This window comes from Legionella nigrisilvae, from assembly GCF_977063395.2.
The window spans coordinates 145138-163512 of the sequence record NZ_CDRUGZ020000011.1; the positions used below are offsets into that span (position 1 = coordinate 145138).

The window sequence follows — 18375 nt, forward strand, 5'->3', positions numbered from 1 at the left end:
TGAACTGAGTGCTAAGGAAAGCAATCATGAAGGAAGTAAGAATTCGTCATTGGTTACCTTTAATTATATTAATAGGACTATTAGTCCTTTTTTTTAGTTTTCGTCTGGATAAGTATTTAACTTTTGAATCCTTAAAAGAACACCATTCCTTATTGTTGTCATGGACCAATAAACATATCTTTATGGCATCTTTTCTTTTTATTTTGGGTTATATCTTTTCTGTTGCAATTTCTTTTCCTGGGGCAGTTTTTCTTACAATAATTGGTGGTTTCTTATTTGGTATATTTTGGGGTGTAATCTATGTAGTCTTTAGTGCCACAATTGGCTCCATGATTGTTTTTTTTGCTGTTCGTACATCCTTAGGAGAGTGGTTAGCTGACAAAGCGTCAGGATGGGTAGGGCGAATGCGTAAAGGATTCAAGCACAATTCCTTTTTTTATTTGCTTACTTTACGCTTAGTGCCTCTATTTCCCTTTTGGGTTATTAATATTGTACCTGCACTTTTGGATGTGAATGCAAAAACATTCTTAATAGCCACACTAATTGGTATCATTCCTGGGTCCCTAGTTTATGTAATGGTTGGTAATGGTTTAGGCCATGTATTTGCTGCGAATCTAACACCTAATCTTCATATTATTTTTGAACCCCAAATATTAGGACCTTTATTGGCACTGGCTGGTCTTTCTTTAATCGCACCAATTTATAAATTTTTTATTGGAACCAAATCTACGCAGCGCAATTCAAGCAATAAGAAAGCAACCGACGAGAACAAAATCATAAATTATGATTTGACCATCATTGGCGGTGGAGCAGGTGGTTTAAGTCTTGCATCGGGTTGTTCTCAATTAGGGCTAAAAGTAGCATTACTCGAATCAGATAAAATGGGTGGAGATTGTTTGAATTATGGATGTGTACCATCCAAATCCTTATTGGCTGCAGCAAAAGCTTGTTACAATGCCCGATGCGCAGAGTCTTTAGGACTACATTTTAAAGAATTGAGTATTGATTTCCCTCAAGTAATGAATCATGTGCAGCATGTCATTAGTCATCTTGAAGAGCATGATTCAGTTCAACGGTTTGAAGCTTTGGGCGTCAAGGTGATCCTAGATTCTGGGACATTTCTCAGCCCAAGTGCGATGAGGGTTGGAGATAAGGTTATCCAAAGTAAATTTTTTGTCATTGCAACGGGTTCTTCACCTTTTATACCCTCTATTCCTGGATTAGATAAAGTCTCCTATCTTACAAATGAAACCGTATTTTCTTTAAAAGAACAGCCACAACATTTAATTGTAATAGGAGGAGGTCCTATTGGTTGCGAACTAGCTCAAGCTTTTGCCATGCTAGGATCCAAGGTAACGCTTTTAGATGCAGCAAATATTCTCCCTAAAGATGATGCGGATTGTGTTCAAATTGTTCGTGATCAACTGGAAACTATGAATATTGCCATTTACGAACACATCAAAGATCTTCAGGTAGAATCACATTCCAAATCTAAAATAAAAATATCATTTAGTGATCCTAATGATCATGTAACCATTACTGGAAGTCATTTGCTTATCGCAACAGGCCGTAAAGCGAATGTTGATGGCCTTGATTTACATAAAGCAGAGGTTAAATACACATCCAAAGGTATCAAGGTGAATAAACGATTACAAACCAGCAATAATAAAATTTATGCGATTGGCGATGTAATCGGAGGATTTCAATTTACGCATATGGCAGAGTATCAAGCAGGGATTGTCTTACGCAATATAGTGTTTAAACTCCCCTTCAAAGTAGATTATCGCGCAATTCCGTGGGTTACCTATACGGAACCGGAATTAGCTCATGTAGGTATGCTCTTGGCTGATGCTAAAAAAAACTCGAGCATTAAAGTTTTTGAATGGCCTTTTATGGATAATGATCGTGCACAAACAGAACGAACTGTACAGGGCAAAATTAAAATTATCACAGATGCAAAGGCAAAAATCTTGGGTGTGACAATTGTAGGACCACATGCCGGCGAGCTTATTTTACCTTGGGTTATAGCAATACGGGAACAAAAGAAATTACGTACGTTTACCGATACAATAGTGCCTTATCCTACTTTAAGCGAAATCAGTAAACGAGTTGCCAGTGCGTATTATACACCCAAACTGTTTTCTAAAATAACCCGAACCCTGGTTCGTTGGTTGCAAAAATTAGGGTAGCTCTATGATAGAACAACATTTAAGAGAATATTATCAACAAGTATTGGTTAATCCAGTGGTCACTCATTTGCATCGTTTCATAACCCCTAATCAGGTTACTTTGTTATCTGGAATCTTAGGTATTCTTATTTTTCCAGCCTTAATCGTTCATCAAGAAATTTTAGCAATTGGCTTACTGCTTTTATCGGGTTATTGTGACACTTTAGATGGAACCTTAGCACGTTTTAATCATCATACATCCAACTGGGGCTCTGTATTAGATATTATGATCGATCGATTAGTGGAATTCATCGTTGTTTTAGCTTTATGGTATGTCTCACCTGTAGATCGTGGGTTTTGGTGTTTGTTGATGTTGGGAAGCATGCTTTTGTGCATTACCAGTTTTCTTGTGGTAGGTATTTTTTCAGAAAACCAGTCTCAAAAAAGCTTTCATTATAGTCCTGGACTTATGGAGCGTGCTGAAGCATTTGCCTTTTTTATTGCGATGATAATATGGCCGCGCGCGTTTATCTCTCTTGCTTCTTTATTCACCGTTCTTGTAACTTTAACTGCTCTAATTCGTCTGATTCAATTTTATAACCAACAACAAACAAAATGAAAAAAAATTGATAAAAGGTTAGAGTGCTTTGCAACTAACCTTTTAATAGATTACCAAGCTTCCCCAAAAGGGCGAACTTCCACTTCAAATGACCATGTAGATGGTGCTTGTTGCGTTAACCAAAATACCGTATCGGCTACATCATCTGGTTTTACGAAGAAACTATCCGGTTTATCAGGCATAAATTCCCTGGTTTTTGGTAAATCCACAATTCCATCAATAAGAACCAAACCGACGTGAATACCCATAGGACCTAAGTATTTAGCCATTGATTCAGCAAGACTTCGTTGGGCTGCTTTTGCTGGGGCAAATACTGCAGTATTAATACCTCCTCGTTTTGAGGCTGTCGCACCTATTATGATAAGTTTTCCCTGACCATTTTGTTTCATTTCAGGGATTACGCACTGGCTTACAAGCATTAACCCTAATGCATTAACGCGCCAACTTGCTTCAAAATCTTTGGGTTTAATTTCTTCTATATTACCCCATACCCCAGAGCCAGCATTGTAGACAACCACATCGATTGTACCCAAATCCTGATGAATTTGAGTAAAAGTTTTTTGTATCGAATCATTCTGACTGACATCACATTCATAGGCATGTGCATTACCTAGTTCATTTGCAAGCTCATAAGCGAACTTTTTTGAGCGAGCGAGTAAAGCCAAATGGTATCCTTCTTTAGCAAAACGCGAAGCAACCGCAGCACCGTTCCCAGGCCCAACCCCAACAATAACGCATACTTTTTTTTCCATATATATCTTCCCATAACAATAAGTTATCCATTCTGTTCCAATTTGTTTGATCAATCAAATAAGTATTATCTCACTCAGGTACCGATAGCATCCAAACAATGCTTACCAGCATAACTAGGAAGTTGAAATGGAGCATGTTAATTTCCAAAAACATTTACATGTGAAATGATATTGAACATAATTGCTTCTTTTTTTCAATTAAAATATGAAACGATTTTTTAAGCCCTCTAAAAGAAAAATTTCCTTTCAAGAATACATGCAAGATACTTTACTTCTAGCAAAGCGAATTGTTTCGGATTGTGGTCAACAACGTTATAGTAGTGCCCAATTAGAATTAGCTCTTGTCTCTTTTGCAGATCTTCTAACATTAAAACAAGAAATAGATGATGATATTGAGGTAGAATTTCCCGAGTTGGAATGTGACTGGAGTGCTGGCTTTGACTGGCTGGATCTTTCGGTGCATTTTGGTGATCCTGATGCCATTAAATATTTTAAGAATAACCTGCAAAGAGAAGATTTTTCTGACGAATATCAAAATTATAAAACATATATTCGTCCAGATTGCGATTTACAGTTGTATGAAGGTAACGGTAAGTCTTTAAAAGGATAGATAAAATTGTCCTAGACACTACTATAAGGGCTAGAAACTGACGCTCGTTAAATACACTAGCTCTATTGTATAATTACAATTTCCGATAAGTTCCATTATTAAAAACTAGGTAGGCTTCGCCACGATGAGAGATAACTTCATCAAAAGGAAAGAGCGCTTTAAGCTCTGAACAATTGAGATCACTTCCAAGCCATTCTATTGAAGCCACTTCTACTGAGTTAAACTCAGAGTATCTATTTTTTAAATTAAGTGTAAACGCATGTCTAAAGGGAGTAGGGAGTTTATGAATTAATGATATTAGGTCAGTAAGAATAAATTTATTGTATTTAAAAACTAATTTAATATGAGCAATTGAATTTGTCGGAGTCGGAATAAAAATCGCAACACTCTCTTGATTCAGTTGTTTTGCCAAGAGAGACGCGATAAAGAACGTTTCTTTTCGAGATAATTTCTGTAAGGGCGAAACATAAAAAATCTCTGAGTTCTCCGCTGTGAACCGTTGCGATTCTTGCATTGTATAAGCACCCAGAGCGTTTTTAAATTCGCCTACTTCCATATGCTTTTTTTGTAATACACGAATAGCACTTTGGTTAAGCTGATGCTGCTCTTTGCCGACTAAACGTTGGTACGCTTTTTCAAGATCAAGGATTCGATTATTATTTGAGTAAAACAATTGAATGCTATTTGAGGCAGTAAAACCTATAAGATGATAGGTTAGAAAATAGAATATAATAAAAAGATTAAATAATTTTTTCTCTGACATTGGAAAAGCCCCTTATCGTTTTTGATTGGATGATGAAGCGATTAGTAGGATGGGATCCTAAGCTCCTCATAATAAATAGGATTAAATCAATAAAACTCTGTCAATTAAGAATGTAAATCTAATTATGCTGTATTTTGAGGATCATGGATTCTAAGGTTAAACCAGGCCCAAAAGCACAACTAAAAATATGCTTTTCCATATCTTTGCTATTCAATTTATCCCAAATATTTTTTAAAACGAATAATATGGTTGCTGAGGACATATTCCCATAATTTCTTAATATATCGTAGGAATGTTGGTTGTCTTGACTGGAAATTTTTAATGCTTTTTCACATGCCTGAAGAATTTTAATACCGCCTGGGTGAATGGCATAATAATTGATGTCCGCAAACGAATAATTAGACTGTGTTAATAATTTTTCAACAAACAGAAAAATTCCTGACTCAATTGCTTCGGGCACATAAGAACTCAGTATAATATCAAATCCATAATCTGTGATTGTCCATGCCATGTCCTGGCTTGTTTGAGGAACTAAATCACAATAAAAGGACTCTATACTCAAACATTTGTTTGAATGAGCTTCTCCCTGAATCAAAGCGGTTGCAGCTCCATCAGCAAAAATTGCATTTGAAACGATATTCTCTATTTTAAAGGTATTTTGAAAGTGTATTGTACAAAGTTCAACACAAACTAAAAGTACATTGGCATCAGGTTCAGTTTGACAAAATGCATTTGCGACTTTTAAACCATTAAACGCCCCATAACACCCCATAAAATTGATCGCAGTACGTTTTACCGATGAAGTTAACTCAAGTTTCTGTATAATTTCAATGTCAATTCCAGGAGCATACATACCCGTACAGCTGACTGTAATTAAATGTGTAATCTTTTTTCTATCAAACTCTATGCTATTTAAGCAATTCTCAATGGAAACTATAGCTAAATTTAGTGCATTATCCTTATACAAATTCATTCGCTTTAAGGTTGATGGAAAATTTTCTTTTGGTGTATTAGGAAAAAATTCAAATTCCCCTGGCTGTTTGCAATAATCGGTTAATACACTATATCTAGTCTCAATTCCTGATGATTTATAAATTTTTTTTAGCACCTTTTTTTGTGCTTCATTGAGATGAAAACCCACGGAAATAAGATCCGCAATCTCATCTTGTGTTCGTTTAAAAGGCGGGGTGGCTATTCCAATTGCGGTAATTTTTGATGGCATTTTTTCCCTTTTTTTTGCAAACATCCTCGAAAGCCAGTATGTTATAGCTTATAAGTTTATAGCACAAATCATTATTGCAATATTCAAATATACGATGCAGAATTAAAATTTCCCTCTTTAAAATGAAATGGCCCGATTGAAAGTACGATCACATGAAAAGGAACTCATCGATCTTGGACAGGATTTTTATACGCCTCAAGAATACGAACAATCCTTAAAAAAATTATTTAAAATCAATAAATTAATGGGAATGTTTAAAAATACAGTCCATTTATTGCATCAATTTCCTTCCAGTTCTATATTGACTGATGTGGGATGTGGAGGCGGCTTATTTTTAATTAATCTTGCTAAATACTTTCCTAAAATGCGTCTAATAGGATTAGATATCTCACATGATGCGATTAAACTTGCAAAAGAAGAATTAATTAAATGGGAACAAAAAAATGGAGATGCGCAAGTTAAGTTTCAAATCCAATTAAAACCTGAGCTCGAAATCAATACTCGTGTAGATATCATTTTACTTAATTTGGTATGCCACCATCTGAATGATGAAGAATTAGTCTCGCTCTTAATAAAAGCAAATGATACAGCGCATAAAGCTGTGGTGATTAATGATCTCCATCGTAATTTTTTTGCTTATTGCCTTTATAAAATAATCAGCCCAGTATTGTTTCGTAACCGACTTATCACCCATGATGGTCTATTATCGATCAAAAAAAGTTTTACCAGAACGGAGTTAGTTTTTTTTCTACAACAAGCAGGTATTAAAAATTATCAAATCAAATGGCACTTCCCATTTTGGTGGAGTATTCTTATTCTGAAATAATTATGGATTAAAATTTATGACTCTGGATGTGCTTATCATTGGTGGAGGGCCTTCTGGTGCAACTACTGCATTATTACTTGCCCAAGCAGGATGGTCTGTAGGGCTAGTCGAAAAGAAAAAATTTCCTCGAAGAAAGGTCTGTGGTGAGTTCATATCGGTTACAAGCTTACCTCTAATACAAAAACTTGGTTTGGAAGAGTTCTATCTAACAAATTGTGGACCGGAAATACAAAAAGTCGGTTTATATGCGGATGATCTTATTTTGACCGCAAATATGCCTTCCATTGGAGCATCAAGAAATCTATGGGGACGGGCGCTAGGACGAGAGTATCTTGATACAGAACTTGTAAATAGAGCTAAACTGGAAGGGGTTTGTGTTTGGCAACCATGTGAAGCTCTCTCTGTACAACGTTCTAAAGATGGATTGTTTCTATGCTCCATAAAAGAAAATGATAAAACAATCGAGATAAAGGCTTCTTTAGTTGTTATTGCAAATGGTTCATGGGAAAAAAGAATCGATGCACAAGAGAATAAAATACACAAAGCCTCTGATCTCCTTGCATTTAAAGCACATTTTAGAAACTCCAGCTTACCTGTAAATTTAATGCCACTTCTGGCTTTTCCTGGTGGCTACGGCGGCATGGTTCATAGTAGCATGCAAAGAGTCACACTTTCTTGTTGCATTCGACGAAATGTTTTGCATGACTTGCGTTTAAAAAATCCAGGTGTACAAGCAGGTGAAACAGTGTATCAATATATATTGAACCAATGTCGAGGGGCTAGGGAAGTGCTTAGTTGTGCAGAGCGAGAAGGAAACTGGCTATCAGCAGGGCCAATTAAACCTGGTATTCGTAAGTGCTATCAGAATGGTTTCTTTTTTGTTGGTAATATTGCAGGTGAAGCTCATCCCATTGTGGCCGAGGGAATTAGTATGGCCATGCAATCCGCATGGTTGCTTGCACACTGTTTAATTCAATTTAAACTCAACATACGAAGAGGGCAGCATTTCGATGATGCGGGTACGTTTTATACGAAACAATGGTATAAATACTTTAGCAATCGCATCCATGCAGCCTCATTTTTTGCACAATTAGCGATGATGAAGCCTTGGGCCAGATCGTTATTGAGACCTATAATCAAACAATTCCCTGGGGTTTTAACCATGGGGGCAAGATTTAGTGGAAAAATACAACAGGTTGTACCAATCAATGAACGCTAAAATGAGTCATTTCGATATAAATGTTGAAACATTAATTCTGGTAGCGATATGGGGACAGAATCCAAGTATTGTTCAGGGATGTTTTAAAGTCTCTACGCTTCGTGCTCAGCGTGAACAGTATTTTCTTTTTCGATGTGAAATTAAAAATAATCCACAAACAGCACATATTGAAGATGAATTTTATCCTGAAAATTACCAATTCACCCATTTTTACAATCAAGAACAGACCATCTATTTGAATGAAACAAATGAGTCTCAGGAATACGCTGTATACATATTAAAATATGCACTTCATGTCACTATAAAAAAAATGTTAATCACGAATCCTCAAAAACACCAATTTTTATCTATGGATGATGCATTTATTAACTCTTTGATTAAAAAAATTAAACCTCTATTAAATAAAGAGGAGTTGTGGAGCGAGCCATTGAACGAGATAGGTTTTGCAGTTGCGATGGATTTTTGTCCCCAAGAAAAAATGGGTGAAGCAGCAGTACAAGCACTTTTAGCCAACTTTCATTAACTTCTATTTGTTTAGGGAAAAAAGCTAATAAATACTTATATTTTGTCTACAAAAAAAACATTTTTATGTATTTATGATAAACTTGGCATCCCTTTATTTTGGATAGAATTCTATGTTTGAACTATATAAAAACAATCATTATGTTATGTACTATGAAAACCAAAACAATAGTTCTGGACCCACGCATTTACTCACAGTTAAATGCTTAGCCACAAACAAGACCACTGGAATGTGGGTGGATCCAACGGGCACCAGTACTGATGCAAAACTTCTGGACAAAATTCTACGCCTTGAAGAGTTGAAAAAAACCCTTAATCAAGATTCCTATGAACATGAAGTTGCTTGTTTTATAGAAAAACTCATAGAAAATGGTGGTTATACGTGTCTTGAAATATCAAGTTTAATGAAAGATGCACTAAAACATCATAAAGACCCACAGCATTTGTTTGAAACAATTAAAAACATAGATGTTTCATACATTCGAAATGAAGATCATCACCGGTTTCATAATATTCAAGAAATGAGAAACGCAGTAGCTGGATTTATTAGAACACTTACCGAATTCATTTGTACTGTTTTGTCTATCCCTTCGGAAAATTCCGTCACAGAAACCTTGGTAAAATTTAATATTTATCAAAATCCTGTTGCCAATAAAACACTAAAAAAAGAACGAGACGAAGAACACGACCGAGAGCTAGACGAAGAATCAACTATTAAACCTTAAACGGTTTAGGAAAGGGTTAGGGTAATTAAAAGCAATATCGTTCCCTTAGGTCTGATTATTTTGATAATCAGACCTAATATGGTAAGCGTAGTTAATGTAGTCAACGTTAGATAACTGCTTTAATATCGCGCATCTAACGGGCTGTATTAACGATCTAGGCGCACGTTGGTTAAAGCAAAACATCCTGATACCTAATCGACTGTGCTTACCTCTAACTCTGCAGAAATGTCCTCATGCTAATGCATGTTTAACATGCACACACATTTCGGAACCTCAAAGAAACACCTGGAACAACATAAATGTAGAAAAAATTGAAGACACAATTGAATACTATGCACCCTATGATTATTAATATTCTGAGAATACTCGTTTAATTGATTCTGCCTATGGCGCGATTTAAAAAAATGAATGACTTCAATTTTTTAACAGTTGTTAGAGGCTTTCATTCATTAAATATTTTTCAATGATCTTAACCTGTAGTTTAGTTGAAAGCATTCCATCTATGAGTATATCCGCTTCAGCTTTAAATTTCGTATCATCAAATAGAGGTCTTGAGTGGTTTAAATAAAAATCGATTTCAGAAACAAGCTCATTTTTTGTTCTATTCGTTTCTTTGTAATTTCTAAGTAACCATCTACATAATGAAACATCGAGTGGGACGTCAAGGTGAACCCATGTATCAATATACACTCCAGTCTGCGTATGAAATCGTCCTAAAGGAGCATCAAAAATAATATATTTTGTAGGATTAAGAGTGACTTGTAATGTTGGATGAGCTATGGGTTGTTTAACTTTAAGAGATTCAAGAATTTCTGCCAATTTCTGATAATTCCACTCGACATAGTTTTCTCCACGTTTATACCAGTCAACATAATCCTCCGGTCCTGTGGAAATCTCATCAAAATCATCCCAATTAATAAAAGTACTATGTAACTCTTTCGCAAGCTCCATGGTAAGTGTGGATTTTCCAGCACCCATGTTTCCACTAATACCAATAATATGAGATGCCATAGAATTTATTTTCCCTTGTTATAAAAAAGCCTTAAATTCATAATATAAAGTAAGGGCATTATTTAGATCTCTCTGGTAATTTCATTACCATTAAATGCGTTTGCTCTCCTTTAAAAACACCAATATCCATTTCGAAATCACCAGCCATTTTAAAGCCAGCTTTTTCATAAACATGCTTTGCTCGTGGATTATGTTCAGCTGGGTCAATGAAAAATGTATCTGCAGAAGGATCTATTTCTTTTTGAAAAAATTCTGTAAACAATTTTAATGTTGGCGCTGCTAATTTTTTACCCAAATAAGTTGGGTTACCAATCCCAAAATCAATACTGTATGTTGCCCCTGATATTGAAATATTATCTTGCCATATTGGTGGAAGATCATCGTCTTTATTAACGATGGCAGTTAGGATAAAGCAAAAAGGATTATTGTCGACCAGGCCAATCCAATAGGTAAAAATTCCATCGAAATAGTTAGATGGGTTAACACGCCCATCTATAAAGTTGATAATATCATCCTTATGTTCTTGGCTATTATCCCAAAATTCTTGCATATGCGGCTCAGCAAGCCATTGAAATATTATCTCTTGATGTGAATGATTAACTTTTTCAAAATGAATTAGATTAATAAGGCTTGTCGATGTCATCTAAACTCTTTGATTTATTTCAGTATATTTTTGTATATCATAAATGACAAAGGCTTCCGAAGAAGCCTTGAACGTGGCATCAACAAGGATTATCATCTCCATTTTTGTTGTGCCAGCTACAATGGGCGGACCTTTGTGTAGCCTCGAATGCCTGATGCTAAAGCAGAGCAGGAACGATGAAATTATATTAATTTCTGTAATAAATTACAATTTATTTGTTAATTTGGATAATTTTAGCACATGAAATACCCATTTATAAATTTCTCTAACCTACTCTTCCATGCTTATTTCTAAAATAATCTCTTTAATCCAATAGTCCCTTTAATCTATATAATCAGACCTAATAGCAATAAGGTCTTAATTCAATTCGCCCACAACGGTATTATTCACTGTTTTTAATGCGATAAAATTTACATTCTATACCATGCCCAATTCCATCTTTATAGTAATGCATTCCACATTTTTCCATTACACGATGAGAGGCTTTGTGTTCTATGGGAGCAAAAGCAATAATAAAATCGGTTTTGATATTTTTTTTACTCCAATTAAGAAGGCCTTTTAAAACCTCTGTAGCATAATTCATGCCCCAAAATTTTTTTGCTATTAAATATCCAACCTCAATTTCTCCAGTCTCTATAGGACCAAAACCACAGCGTCCGATAAATTCATTAGATTCTTTATTAAATATAACAAAACAAGGAAGTCCATATTCTTTATGAAAGCCTATAAACTGTTGAATTCTTAGTTTGGTTTGCTCCTTCGATTGCACTCCCTCAGGAAAGTACTTTCTAACTTCTGGGTCTAAATTTAATTCAGCCACTAGATGTAAATCTTTTTCATCTATAAGGCGTAATTTGGTGCGTTCAGTTTCGATTTCTAGCAGCATAGTATTTTCCTATCATTTTATTGATCACAACAACGGCTTTTTTAGTGATGTAATCCCTTGAGTTAAACTAAGTGTATATTTACTTTAGTGAATCAACTAAAGGTTTTTACTGCCATCCACTGTTTAATAATTAACAAATTGACTACGAATAGACATTAATTTTGTTTGCCTCCATAGGCGGAGATTCCTTCATTACCTCTGCCTTTTTTATGGATACTAACTGCTTTTTGAAGGTACCATCTTTTGCAAAACATATCCTGCTTTTGTTTGCAGTGTTTCATAAATATCTTGAAAAACTGGGTTTTTACTTTGTGCTGAATTAACTTATTTTGCAAACTCCAAAGGAGATTTCCCGATACGTTTATCAGTCTAATCAGGATCCACACCTGCTTCTAATAATATTTTTACAAGCTCCAGATTTCCACATCCTATCGCCTTAGAAAGTGTTTTGGCATTAAATTTCTCTTTGTCTTCATTTGAAGCTGGTATTAAGCGTAAAGAGACAGGATTTTTGCAATCTTTCAATTTTTGTTGAAGTAGTCCCAGATAACTATATAGATCCCAGGTGGTATAAGACCCACTAAAAACAGGGACAAAAGGAACCCCTTCCAGTATTTGAGGAGGAAGTAACAAAGAAGCTGCAGCATCAGTAATTTGATGCTTCATTTTACCTTGAAACAATATGGAGTGGGCGTGGGTTGCATATAATTCAACACATCTAAAAACATATCAATAGTAAGTCGAGCTCGATCTTCTAGCTAAGGCATGTATTAATTTCGTAAATTGTTCATTAGCTAGATTATTATTTATATAGTTATCTATGGGATAGAAATTATTGCCTAGATTTCTTTCCTCGAGTACATCGTTAACTAGCTTTTTGAAATAGCCACCCTCTCCTCTTTTATTTTCTCCATTTCTTGAGGAAAATATTCTGTAGGAATCGCAGCCATTTGTTTAAGTCGTTCTTTAAATAGATCGTACTCCCTAATAGAACTGCTTGTGTGCCATTTGGCAAAGTCCAAAGCACATGCCGTTTGGATTTCCTCTGTATCCTAAACTCTGCACGCTTTCGATAAACCATTCCTGTCCCACAGGCAGTTCGTTCATAGTTTCAAAATTGTTATATCTAATATATAAATTATAGACATGTAGTATATTTTTACCCCAAACTCAGACCCAATAAAATAAGGATCTGAGGTCTTCCAGCATGAGGGCTGAGATACAGCTGAAGGCTATGATTCAGGCAAAATTGATTTAAAGTTTGATGGCTGCTTTTATTGCATCCAAGCATTCTTCATTCACTTGGTCAGTTGGTAACTCACTACCGCCAGGAACTTTGTTTTTTACTGCAAATGCAGTTAAATATTTCAAACTTTGGGGTGTATAAGTAATTTGTTGCTTGATTTTATTAGGAAGTTTGCTGATGGCAGCTTCGTCTAAGTGCATTGATTTAACGAGTGTAGCAGTTAGTTCCGCTAAACTTGATAATCGTGGTTTGGCAAAATCTGTTCGACGTCTTAATTCCCATTCAGGATGACCTGCATGTTCTAATAAAGAATCCAATTGTTTAATACGTTCATTGGCTTCATCAATTGAGTTAGCTTCTTTTATTTTGATAACAAAAAGTTCATATTTCTTCTTTAGTAACAAAAGAGTCTTGTTACCAAAAGGAACTTTAGCTTCAAATAAAAGGTATTGGAAAACAGCTGCAGACGGTCTTCGGCTATCAAGGGTTACATCTAAGACAGAATTCTTCTCTTTGTCTTCTTTCAATAAATCATTTGAGTTCCCAAATTGCAGCAAACATTTTAAAGCTTCTATGTGTCCGCAATAAGCTGCTAAATGAAAAGCTGTTGCTTGATTGTTAGGTTCGGTGCTATATAAGTCTTCAGGATGCTCTCCTAGATGCTTTCGAATGGCTTCAGCATTACCGCGTAGTGCAAGTTGGATAATGCGAGGTAGCTCAATAGTTTTTAGGTAACTTTCTTGCATGCATAACCTCCAAAATGAGGCCGCAATTCTACCATAAATTATGGTCAAAGATCGAATTTCACTCAATTCGCACTATTTTTATTTTACGGAGTATCCTTAGGTTGTACTACTGATTCAGCCTTCTTATCAGAATCCACCGCCTCTTTTTCTAAAGTCTTAAAGACCCCTTTTTTCATGGAGCGTGCTAAGGGACTCGAGCTTTTTGTTAGGGGAGCTTTTTTCTCCTCGGGTAGATCACTGGAAGTTTTTGATGCAGTAGGTTCCCTATTCATTTCGTCGGAAATATCTTCTTTTTCAGCATCAGAGTCATTCTTTTTTTGGGTTTTTTTCTCTGATTTATGCTCTGATTCTTCATTTTGAGTTAAATCAGTGGTCTCAGATTCTTCAGCTAAAAATTCATAATATTCTGTACTTTTAAGCTCATCTACTTTTTCCCGTTCATCCCTTCTTTGATGAGATTCCTCTTCGTCATTAGACAGCTCAAGCTCAGCGACCTCTTCTTCAATCATTTTTAAGTTAGAATTAACCAGTTGCGTAACGTCTTCTACCCGGCTTTGCTCAGCAGTTCTTGGAAAGTATTTATTATAGTCTTTTTTACTTACAGCTTCTGGAAAATCAATTTCTATTAAATTACTTCCATCAGAACCTATCACTAAATTTTCAGGCTGTCCTTCATATAAACGTATAAATCTAAAATTCCTTGCAGTAATTTCAGGTCTTCCTGCTAAAATACCGTAAGATTTTCCTTGATTCGCAAGAAAATTGTCTAGCTCCTCATCAAAAACTGGTAGTGTGTTTTCAGTAATTAGGCAAACTATTTGGTTGGGTGCCTTATAAAAAGAGGATTGAGTATACGCTTCTAAACTCGGATACATTTCTTGAAATTTTATTGCTTCGGTATGGCTATGGAACAAAACACCCCGGGTTATCTCTGGCCCTTTAACTTCCTCGTCGTCTGTTACCAGCCATAATTTCACAAAAGGTGATGCTAAATCAGAAGCGGCATCTCTCTGAAACCTTTGTGTAGTTAGGTCAATTGGTTCATAAAATTCGCATTCATTAAATTTGCCACTATAACCTATTCCGTTATGAACCTCTTTTAAAATATGTAAGCTAAGGTTCGTTAAGCCAATAGAGTTTTCCTGTAAACCTTTACTAAATCCAGCCCCTGCAATAGTAAGTATAGGAACTGCTTTCAGCACTTTTTTTGTGCTGTCAATAAAATCGTTCTTTGTCATTTCTCTGAATTTTTGCCGTCTGGTATTATCAGTTAACCATTCATTAGTGCGATAAATTTCTAAAATTTTCATTATAACCAGCCTGCATGAAACTGCTTCTCTTCAACTTGAATGAAATTATAGCACAATTATTAAACAGACTGATCAATAGATATCAAATTAACAGAGATAGAGATTGGATAACTTTAAAAAACAATTATTGAAAGAAAATTGAAAAATTACCCTTTATTGGAATAATATAAAAGAACCGCAGAAACTTTGTAGATACTGGAGTTATTCCTGATTTATAGAGACAGTCCCTTGAATAACCCCTATGACTAAAAATAAATAGCTTATGTTCAAGCAACACTTTCAAGAGCAACAAATCATTGAGCTTTTAAATGTTCATTTTGGAATTTTCATTCATTCGGCACAACTCATCCAGAGTGGAGCGGATATGAATTCGTTTGCATATAAAGCGGATTCAGAAACCAATTCTTATTTTGTGAAGCTGAAATACGGGCATTACGATGAAATTAATTTGTCAATCATCCGTCTCTTGCAGGATTCAGGAATAAAAGAAATTATAGTACCTCTGCCAACACTCGAAGCAAAACTATTTCAACAAATAGAGCATGTTAAAATAATTGTGTATCCATTTATACAAGCACCGAATGGATTTGATGAAAAGTTAACAAAAAAACAGTGGTGTCAGCTGGGGAAAGTATTAAGACAAATTCATGAAACCCCTTTGCCGCCATCTGTTAAAAAACATTTAAGAAAAGAAATGTATTCATCCCAATGGCGCGATATCGTCAAATCCTTTTATACTAAAATGAGCTTGGATAGTTCAGATGATATGATTGCTACTGACTTCAAATCTTTTTATAATCAGCATATTGACGCAATTAAACATTTAGTGGATTCCTCAGAAGCACTTTCTAAAAAAATTCAACCCGATATCGATGAATACGTATTATGCCATTCTGATATCCATGCGGGTAATGTATTGGTGGTTAATGAGGAGGCAATTTATATTATTGATTGGGATGAACCTATTCTAGCTCCTAAGGAACGTGATTTGATGTTTATTGGTGGTGGCGTGGGTAATGTATGGAATGCATCTCAGGAAATTCCTTATTTTTATGAAGGATATGGTCGAACTACCGTTGATAAAACAATTTTATCTTATTACAGACATGAACGCATTGTCGAAGATATAGCAGTGTATGGACTAGACTTGCTTTCCCAGAATCAAAGCTATCAGTCCAGACTTGAAAGCTTTAAACATTTTAAAGAGATGTTTAATCCTAACAACGTTGTTGAAATAGCTTTTGCTACAGAGCAATAATAAGTCAATGCACAGAATAATCTACCAATCTACTCAATTTATTATTATTAAATCAAGAGTGGATGCTCTTTTTAAATTTAAGATGTCCCATTTTCAAATGGCTGTGGGACCTTTATATGTGCTTGATATCAAAGCCTCTATATTATTTATTATTGATCTCATTGAACAATGTACTAGCGTTTTATCATTTAGAAAATAAACAGTTCTTAGTTTTTAATGCATTTAAATTTTTCTACATAAAGATGGAACTGAGTGCTTGAAAAACAAAGAGTTTAATATAAGATACAATATAACATTTTTTTTAGCTACTTGATTTTCAATCAAGTTTTTTGATTATTTAATAGTACAGGATGTAAATAAAAAAGGTATAAAAAAGGTATGATTCAAGTAAATGTTTGGCTCTCTACAACACAGATTTTGGGCAAACGAATTAAAAATCGTTTTTTTGGCCCTTTATTAGCCTCTGAGGATAAAGGGGAACATATTGGACATGCTAATTTTGTTATGGAACTTAATGAACACTCTCCAGGATTTGCAAAATTAGAGGATAAATCATCTATCTTATGCGCCAAGAAAAGTCTATGTTATGTTCCTGAGGCCATTGTCGGTCAATCTGGTAGGTATTATAAACGTAAAGCGCTTCGAAGCGTTCAAGTAACACATAGTTTCTGGCCAGAAGAAAGACCCTCTTCAGGAGAGTTATTTCGGGATTTTTTCAATCTCTTACATCTTGCTCCGAAAGCTAAAGGCACAAAACCAGAGATATCAGATCATGATTCGGATATGAAAAGAGAAGATAGTAATAGCCGTACTCTTGCTATTGAACATCCTGCCTATAGAAAGAAACAAAAAAAGATCGATGATGCCAAGAGAATTAATCTTGATGCAACCGTTAAAGTTTGGAATATTGATGGGGATATAGATAATAGAAGAACTGCCGTAGAAAAACTCAATCAATTAATAATCAAACAACAAAATTTGATTCTTTCATATAATCAACTTGTCGAACACTCTCAGACTGAACTGGATGCATTAAAGAAAACAAAGAATGAGATAGCCGCGCAAGTATTAAAAAATACTAAAAAAACTATTTTTCCTACTAGGCTACTAAATTATTTAAATAAAATTACTAAACCTGATGCAAAGACAATCGCTGAAATATTTCGTTTAACTCTAGAGTTAAACGATTTGCAGAAAGAGAATGAAACACTCAATCAAGCTTTGGTTGTTCTTGAAAAAAATATTGAACAAACTCAAATTAATTACCAGGCACAGTTAAAAACGAGTCAAGAAGAACTAGATCAAACAGCTAAGGAAATCATACTGCTTCAGAGTCAAATTCAAGAACTTAATCAAAGAATAAACGGCATGGATGAGACTGCTGTTGAATTATTAAAAGCAAACGTTCGAAATCGAGCAGATTTTCTTTCCCGAAAAGAAAATTTATTGCTAAATTCAAATAAAACAGAAGGCAAACATCCAGAGCATTCAATCCAACTACCCACTAGTGAAAGCGGTTTACGCTATCATATTAATGAGTTAGCAGTTATAAATGCAATGGAAAAAGAGAGTAATGAAAGTTATTGTTTCATACAAAATAACTGTGCGAAAAGTGTCAAACGTTGTCTATTGGCTGGAATACAACATTTAAAGGCTGAGCTCAAAAAAAATGGAGTTTCCGATAGTTTTTTCAAACCTCAAGCTATTGAAACAACAAATGGGGTTTATAAGTGGGCTCGATCATTGGAGCGTGAACTGAACAAGTTAAATAGTCGACCAGAAGCGGAAATAGAAGTAGAAAAAGCATCTCATAGAATGAGCTATAAATAAACTTTTCTGCTGTAAATCT

At 35.0% G+C, this 18375-nt stretch carries 18 protein-coding genes; 9 read left to right on the forward strand and 9 right to left on the reverse strand.

Features of this window, described 5'->3' with window-relative positions; genetic code table 11:
* Window positions 1-26 precede the first annotated feature (26 nt).
* Window positions 27-2189 carry an FAD-dependent oxidoreductase gene (locus tag ACWTE2_RS00685; RefSeq protein WP_454783726.1) on the forward strand — a complete coding sequence of 721 codons (2163 nt, stop codon included), beginning with the start codon at window positions 27-29 and terminating at the stop codon, window positions 2187-2189.
* A gap of 4 nt (window positions 2190-2193) precedes the next feature.
* Complete coding sequence (locus ACWTE2_RS00690) at window positions 2194-2787, forward strand: CDP-alcohol phosphatidyltransferase family protein (protein ID WP_454783727.1); 594 nt, start codon at window positions 2194-2196, stop codon at window positions 2785-2787.
* A gap of 50 nt (window positions 2788-2837) precedes the next feature.
* Here ACWTE2_RS00690 and ACWTE2_RS00695 read toward each other — a convergent pair whose 3' ends face one another.
* Complete coding sequence (locus tag ACWTE2_RS00695; RefSeq protein WP_454783728.1) at window positions 2838-3539, reverse strand: SDR family NAD(P)-dependent oxidoreductase; 702 nt, start codon at window positions 3537-3539, stop codon at window positions 2838-2840.
* 205 nt (window positions 3540-3744) lie between these two features.
* Here ACWTE2_RS00695 and ACWTE2_RS00700 point away from each other — a divergent pair, with 205 nt between their 5' ends.
* A complete protein-coding gene (locus tag ACWTE2_RS00700) occupies window positions 3745-4149 on the forward strand; it encodes a hypothetical protein (RefSeq protein ID WP_454783729.1) in 405 nt (134 codons plus the stop codon).
* A gap of 73 nt (window positions 4150-4222) precedes the next feature.
* On the opposite strand, the gene ACWTE2_RS00705 is transcribed toward ACWTE2_RS00700, so the two are convergent.
* A complete protein-coding gene (locus ACWTE2_RS00705; protein WP_454783730.1) occupies window positions 4223-4912 on the reverse strand; it encodes a hypothetical protein in 690 nt (229 codons plus the stop codon).
* A gap of 118 nt (window positions 4913-5030) precedes the next feature.
* Entirely contained in the window at window positions 5031-6158 is a 1128-nt protein-coding gene (locus ACWTE2_RS00710; protein WP_454783731.1) for a type III polyketide synthase, read from the reverse strand.
* A 103-nt stretch (window positions 6159-6261) separates the two neighbouring features.
* On the opposite strand from ACWTE2_RS00710, the gene ACWTE2_RS00715 reads away from it, so the two are divergent.
* The 4 genes from ACWTE2_RS00715 (at window position 6262) to ACWTE2_RS00730 (ending at window position 9426) form a co-directional block, all read left to right on the forward strand.
* Entirely contained in the window at window positions 6262-6960 is a 699-nt protein-coding gene (locus ACWTE2_RS00715; protein WP_454783732.1) for a methyltransferase, read from the forward strand.
* Between the two features lie 16 nt (window positions 6961-6976).
* Window positions 6977-8179: an NAD(P)/FAD-dependent oxidoreductase gene (locus ACWTE2_RS00720; RefSeq protein WP_454783733.1), complete on the forward strand. Its 1203-nt coding sequence runs from the start codon at window positions 6977-6979 to the stop codon at window positions 8177-8179.
* Between the two features lies 1 nt (window position 8180).
* On the forward strand, window positions 8181-8702 hold the full coding sequence (locus tag ACWTE2_RS00725; RefSeq protein WP_454783734.1) for a hypothetical protein: 522 nt from the start codon (window positions 8181-8183) through the stop codon (window positions 8700-8702).
* A 112-nt stretch (window positions 8703-8814) separates the two neighbouring features.
* Window positions 8815-9426: a hypothetical protein gene (locus tag ACWTE2_RS00730; RefSeq protein WP_454783735.1), complete on the forward strand. Its 612-nt coding sequence runs from the start codon at window positions 8815-8817 to the stop codon at window positions 9424-9426.
* Window positions 9427-9858: 432 nt separating this feature from the next.
* On the opposite strand, the gene ACWTE2_RS00735 is transcribed toward ACWTE2_RS00730, so the two are convergent.
* From ACWTE2_RS00735 to ACWTE2_RS00760, 6 genes are all read right to left on the reverse strand, one after another.
* Entirely contained in the window at window positions 9859-10437 is a 579-nt protein-coding gene (locus ACWTE2_RS00735) for an AAA family ATPase (protein ID WP_454783736.1), read from the reverse strand.
* Window positions 10438-10495: 58 nt separating this feature from the next.
* The gene (locus ACWTE2_RS00740; RefSeq protein ID WP_454783737.1) at window positions 10496-11080 is read right to left on the reverse strand and encodes a GNAT family N-acetyltransferase; all 585 of its coding nucleotides are present in this window, start codon (window positions 11078-11080) and stop codon (window positions 10496-10498) included.
* A gap of 382 nt (window positions 11081-11462) precedes the next feature.
* Window positions 11463-11966 (reverse strand): GNAT family N-acetyltransferase, encoded by a 504-nt coding sequence (locus ACWTE2_RS00745; protein WP_454783738.1) that lies wholly within the window; start codon window positions 11964-11966, stop codon window positions 11463-11465.
* Window positions 11967-12335: 369 nt separating this feature from the next.
* A complete protein-coding gene (locus tag ACWTE2_RS00750; protein WP_454783739.1) occupies window positions 12336-12632 on the reverse strand; it encodes an ankyrin repeat domain-containing protein in 297 nt (98 codons plus the stop codon).
* Window positions 12633-13220: 588 nt separating this feature from the next.
* Window positions 13221-13958 (reverse strand): ankyrin repeat domain-containing protein, encoded by a 738-nt coding sequence (locus ACWTE2_RS00755; RefSeq protein ID WP_454783740.1) that lies wholly within the window; start codon window positions 13956-13958, stop codon window positions 13221-13223.
* Window positions 13959-14041: 83 nt separating this feature from the next.
* Entirely contained in the window at window positions 14042-15268 is a 1227-nt protein-coding gene (locus tag ACWTE2_RS00760; protein ID WP_454783741.1) for a hypothetical protein, read from the reverse strand.
* A gap of 262 nt (window positions 15269-15530) precedes the next feature.
* Between ACWTE2_RS00760 and ACWTE2_RS00765 the strand changes: the two genes are divergently transcribed.
* Window positions 15531-16526, forward strand: a complete 996-nt coding sequence (locus ACWTE2_RS00765; protein WP_454783742.1) for a phosphotransferase — start codon at window positions 15531-15533, stop codon at window positions 16524-16526.
* A 378-nt stretch (window positions 16527-16904) separates the two neighbouring features.
* On the forward strand, window positions 16905-18356 hold the full coding sequence (locus ACWTE2_RS00770; protein ID WP_454783744.1) for a coiled-coil domain-containing protein: 1452 nt from the start codon (window positions 16905-16907) through the stop codon (window positions 18354-18356).
* The last annotated feature ends 19 nt before the right edge of the window (window positions 18357-18375 follow it).